General features: G+C 64.9%; 5 protein-coding genes. 2 read left to right on the top strand and 3 right to left on the bottom strand.

The window, feature by feature from the left end; genetic code table 11:
* Window positions 1–310: 310 nt before the first annotated feature.
* The gene (locus tag ACLJQZ_RS48315) at window positions 311–1,207 is read right to left on the bottom strand and encodes a hypothetical protein (protein ID WP_410628458.1); all 897 of its coding nucleotides are present in this window, start codon (window positions 1,205–1,207) and stop codon (window positions 311–313) included.
* A gap of 157 nt (window positions 1,208–1,364) precedes the next feature.
* Between ACLJQZ_RS48315 and ACLJQZ_RS48310 the strand changes: the two genes are divergently transcribed.
* The gene (locus tag ACLJQZ_RS48310; RefSeq protein WP_410628456.1) at window positions 1,365–2,033 is read left to right on the top strand and encodes a hypothetical protein; all 669 of its coding nucleotides are present in this window, start codon (window positions 1,365–1,367) and stop codon (window positions 2,031–2,033) included.
* On the opposite strand, the gene ACLJQZ_RS48305 is transcribed toward ACLJQZ_RS48310, so the two are convergent.
* On the bottom strand, window positions 2,017–3,054 hold the full coding sequence (locus ACLJQZ_RS48305) for a hypothetical protein (protein WP_410628455.1): 1,038 nt from the start codon (window positions 3,052–3,054) through the stop codon (window positions 2,017–2,019). The two genes, ACLJQZ_RS48310 and ACLJQZ_RS48305, sit on opposite strands and share 17 nt — an antisense overlap.
* An 836-nt stretch (window positions 3,055–3,890) precedes the next feature.
* Between ACLJQZ_RS48305 and ACLJQZ_RS48300 the strand changes: the two genes are divergently transcribed.
* Window positions 3,891–4,823, top strand: a complete 933-nt coding sequence (locus tag ACLJQZ_RS48300; protein ID WP_410628454.1) for a hypothetical protein — start codon at window positions 3,891–3,893, stop codon at window positions 4,821–4,823.
* A 3-nt stretch (window positions 4,824–4,826) separates the two neighbouring features.
* Here the strand turns inward: ACLJQZ_RS48300 and ACLJQZ_RS48295 are convergent.
* A partial coding sequence (locus tag ACLJQZ_RS48295; protein WP_410628452.1) for a hypothetical protein occupies window positions 4,827–5,080 on the bottom strand: 254 nt, incomplete at its 5' end.

The following is a 5,080-nucleotide window of genomic DNA, read 5'->3' as shown; positions in this document are numbered from 1 at the left end:
TCCCGCGCCGGCTTGGACTCACGCTTACGTGGACTCACAAGGTCCGATGTCATCACTCACAGTGCCCATCCCGCCGGACCTTGGCCCGGCGTGTCGGGCCGGAAACACCGATCTTGGAACAGTCCCCGCAGAATGCCCCTGCCCGCGCAAACGTGCTGGTAGCGGCCACTGGAGTCGTGACATGGTCGTGATCGTCAATGTCGGCTCGAGCCCCTGGCTGCACGCGTCCGCGCATCGGGCACTCGCCCACAGCTCCGGCATTTCACTGGCCTCCACTGCCTCGTGTGAGTGGCAGAGCAAGTAGGCGCGGTTAGCGCCGCTTCGTCAGGCTTGACACGAGCACGATCCCGTGAGCGCTGAGTTCACGTCGGTCGAGCAGAAGGATGTCCAAGTCTGGGCCCACCGGGTGCTGTCCGGTGGTCGGCTGGTTCCTCATCGTTGTTTGAATTCGGAGGGTGAACTCGGTGCCGGGTGCTGCGGTGACCCCGTCGGGCAGGTGAGTACGTAGCTGGCGGGTGGCTGCTGGTCCGGTGACAAGGACGAGGATGCGCTCGTCGGCTTCGAGCTCGGCCACGGCGTGGAGGATGTTCGCGATGCGCGGCCACAGGGCGGTCGGCCGGTCGACACGATCCGGCAGGTAGGCCAGCGCGACAGAGGATGTGACCATGGGTGATGGCAGCTGCAGTGCTCGCACTGTGGCGTCATTCGTCAGGTCTTCGGAGAGTTCGATGCGGCTGGGGTCGGTGCCGCACTCGGTGAGGCACTGGACGAGGGCGTAGGCGACTGCGTCGGTGGTGAGCAGATGGTCGCGGCCTGCGGCGGTCTCCACGTCGAGGTACGCGGTGAGCGCGATGCCGACGCTCGTCCAATCGTGACCGCCGAGGCCGGGCTGCCGGAACTGTGGCAGCGTGCCGGGTTGCCATCCGTCGAGCAGCCGCTGGTACGGCTCGGGCAGCAGGTCGGACGCGGCCGCGGGCACAGCTCCGAGGACGTCGTCGCCGAGCAACAGGCCGAGCCGGACGATGTCATCGAGCTGCAGTCGCTGGGTGCCGGCCAGGCGTTTCTCCGCCGGCCGGAGCGAGTCCGGTGTTCCCAACAGCTCAGCCAACGCCGAACCGGTGAAACGCCTGTCGGGCGATCGCCGCTGCCACGCCTCGCGCGCCGCGAGGAGGAGCAGGTGCTGCAGGTGCAGGGTCGCGACCTCCACCGGGTCATGACGAGCAGAAGGTCGCCAGCGAACCGTGGACCATCCGAACCCCTCAGGGAGAGAGCTGTCCTCCGGAACTGCCACCAGCTCAGAATCCGCGTCGCTTTTCGACGTGTCAACGTCGAAAAGCGACGCTCACGAGTCGTACTCTGGTCAGGTGACAGACCTAGCTGGGACCGGTCACGATGCCGGACGCAACGACGTGCTGCTCGAGGTCGCCCGCATCGTCGGGCACAGCGGCGCGCCGGTCACCGGCGTGCGTCTACTGGACGCCGAGGTCGATGTGCTCGTGGTCGCGGACGCGCAGGAACACCGTCGGCGTGTCGCCGCACGCGCGGAGAGCCTGACTGATCTCGAGGTCGTGAGCGTTCTGGCGAACCTTCCGCGCTGGGAGCCAGTGCCGCTGCGGACACTGTCAGCGCGTGAACGACGAGTTGTGTCGCGGGCACCACATGGCTGCCTCGACATCGAGGCCGGAGCGGTGACACGGCTTGCCGGGCCTCCGCTGTCGGCGGTACTCGCGGTCGTTCATGACGACGACTGGGATCGTGGCCTCAACACAGCGAGCCGGTTCGCGCCGGTCGCCACACGCGTCTTGGTCCTGGACAGCGAGCCTGCCGAGCTACCGCTCGTCGTCAATGAGGCGGCGGAGTACGGCATCGGTCTGGCTGTCACGGCGGGCACGAGTGTGCAGATGGCAGTGCTGCCGGAGTGCTGGCGGGAAAACTACTTCACCCCAGGTGGTTGGCTGTTTCGCGAACAGGCGTACCGGGCGCTTACCGCTCAGATGACCATAGCTGGAGCCGAGGTCACGACCCGAGCTTGAGCCACGTCTGCTGGCTGGCGTCCATCGTGATGGCCCTGACCCGCGTCCTGCGGCGCAGATCGGCGTAGGCCTTCTCGACGGATTGGCGGTAAGTGTGCAGCCACGCTCGGCGGCTGGCGATAGGGATCGTTGTCAGCTGCTCGCCGAGCGGGAGCCACGCTCGCAGGTTGTGCAGATTGGCGATCGCGTGATCTGCGGCATTGTTCGTCAGCGTCGTCAGATCGCGTCCGCAGCAACTGGGCAGGGAGCAGATCGGCGGACGAGCGTTGCGGAACCACGGTTCGAACACCGCCTGGTGGCGGAAGCTGTCGATCTCGGGAAGTAGCACGATGGGACTGCGGTCCGGCGGCTCTTTCCTCGTCTTGGCGGGTCGACGGCCGGTGACCGTGTGCCGCAGGCCGGCGAGGTATCCGATTGACCCGCCCAGGCCGCCATGGGCGAGTGCCTCGAACGCGGCGAAGTCGCTCCGGTGCAGGAATACGTCCGCGGCCGACGAGGCGATGACCCGTAGCCCTTCAGCGACTTGCGCCTCGGCGAAGGGGTCGAACTGCCCGGTGACGATCAGCGCTACGGGATGGCGTGAGCGCTCCAGGATCGCGACCACCCCAGTCCGCTCACTGCCCGTGAGTAGCTGCTTCGGCACTGGAGCCGCAAGCACGATCCCCGGAACAGTGAGCGCATTGGCTTCGGTGACAGCCGCATCCAGAGAAGCGAGGTCACCGATGCGACCCGTGGGCGTCAATGCGAAGTCCACCCCGTCGGCGAGCTGATCCTGCATGCACGTCGCGAGTGACGGTGCCGCGCCATCGAGTATCGACGGCAGGTACATCGGCTCGGATGGGGTGGCCGTGTACCGCAGGTATGCGGCTGTGTCCTTGCCGACAACCAGACGTGAACGATAGGTCGATTTCACCGCGCGGGCTGCCCGAGCGCAACGTTCGTCCACGATCACGAGCCCGCTGAAAGCAGAGCCGACGACCTCGCCTACCGCGTTAGAGACCGATGCCGCGGAGGTGGCCACCAGCAGACGATCCCGCAACAGCGAGCGCGTCGACAGCGAACTTGTCCGAGTTACTGTTGCCGCCACCTGCGCCTCGCTATCGCCGTCGGTCTTCTCATGGTGACCGAGAACACCGGCAAATCGCGGTTCGACACGCTGTAGGCCAGAACCAACCCAGTGCGTCACCGCGCAGGCGGGGTGTCACTGTGGCCAACGCTGTGATTACGGAGCGTATACGTCATCCTGTTCCGCTTAGTCGGGAAGTCTTATCGGCAGGGGACAGCGATCACGGTCGGCTTGGGCATGCACGAGCGATGTCAGTGTTGGCCGAGGACGGTGTCGGGCATGAGTGGGTCTCGATGGGTCTCCGCTGCTGGACCAGTGCTCGGCGCTGCGCGCCATTTCACGGTACCGAAAGTCGTTGAAAACGTAGGCTGGCTTGCATTTGTTGGCAGCGGCTGGCCCCTGTTGATGCTCGCTGATATTGGTTTCACATTTTAATTCGTGGGATTAAACGGTTTACTGGTTGGCCCGCCGGCGAGTGTTGCATAGTGTCGCCTGATGGTGATTGTGTAGGCAGAAAAGAGAGGTGTTCGTATTCGGGTGCTGTTAAGTATCATCCAAGTGCTGGTCAATGTTTCGGAACCGGAGCACCCAGGGGACGTGCGGGGCGTGTCCCACTGGTCCGTGCCGGGTACTGGTCTGGCCCGAATCAATGCACGTGGTCAACTCGGGGTATCCCCGGCGGTTCACTGAGCGGACGCCGCTCAGTGTGCTGCCGCATCGAATCCGCTGGCGTGACACGCTAGACCGGCTAATGTGGTGATGCTGTCGATGTCCCTTGGGGAGGAATACGGATGATCCAGGTCGGTGACGAGCAGATCTATCGAGTGCGGGACTTCGACTCCTCGCAACGTGTTCGTGTCGTCGCGATCGAGATGGGAAAGAAGAGCGCGAAGTACGAGATCGAGTTCCTGGAGGGAGACAGCGTCGGGAAGCGGGAGAAAGTTCCCGGGAAGCGGCTCCGCGGAGCGTGGTCGGGAGTACGTGAGTACGACGAGCTGATGGCGAGCTGGGAACGGCTCGCTGCGTTCGAGCTGACCGATCCGGAGGAAGCAGCCGTCGAGACCGTGTTCTTGGAGTTAATCCCGGGCGAGGTCGCGACTTGGGAGTGGTCGGCCCTGGTGCGATGGGTCACCACGATCCACGACCCGGTAGCGCTCGAGCCTCTCATTGGGATCCCGATCGGCGAACTCACCGACCAGGTCGATTCGTTCGCGATCGGTGAGAGCACTGTAGTTTCTCCCGAAGGCACCCTCATGATCGCCGAGTACGCCTGCCGGGTGAACCCGATGCCGATCCTGGACGGCGTGATCGACGAGGAACGACAGTGCCGGGAGAAGACCAAACGCGGCGTGACCCACACGAGCAGCGGCGGACGTGAGTGGACAACGGATCCAGACTGGGAATACGGGTCGTACCTCGAGCACTACCGGCCCAGGCACGAGCTGCTGCGTGGCTGGTGCGGACATCGCGCAGTCACCATGCAGGAGCGCTTGGCCGCGGCCGAGGCGGAGGTGCAGCGCCTGGACGTGCTCATCACCAGGCTCATCGACCAGATGAAGGAGCACGAGCACGGCCATTTCGCCGAGGTGATGGAACGAGTACACGAGGCGGAGCGGATCACCGCCGTCAACTACCGCCAGGTCGTCGACCGTCCGCTGAAACCCTCGGAGATCCCTGTCCGGTACGAGCGCGCACCACGACGCTGGGGATACCGCCACTGGTGAGCGTCACCGATTCCTGAAGGCCTGCAACTCGCTCGCGGTCGGCATGCCGAGGAGCAGGTGAGGGCGGACCGCGCGGTCGGGAAACGGATCCAGCGCGTCAGCGACCTTTGCGATCCGGTCCGCCCAGGACTGATGGCGCTCTGTGATTAGGGCCAGTCCTGCTCTCTGAAAATCCCCAGTCGGGTGTCCTGTCGGCGCGTCGTTTGCGCTGGTCAACGGCCCTCGGGTGACGGTTTCGGTGTTGATCACCGTGGATT

Source organism: Amycolatopsis sp. cmx-8-4, assembly GCF_046548675.1.
In the GTDB taxonomy this organism is placed as follows: Bacteria; Actinomycetota; Actinomycetes; order Mycobacteriales; family Pseudonocardiaceae; genus Amycolatopsis.
Note: the sequence above shows the minus strand (reverse complement) of the source record. Positions and strands in the feature narration are given on the sequence as shown.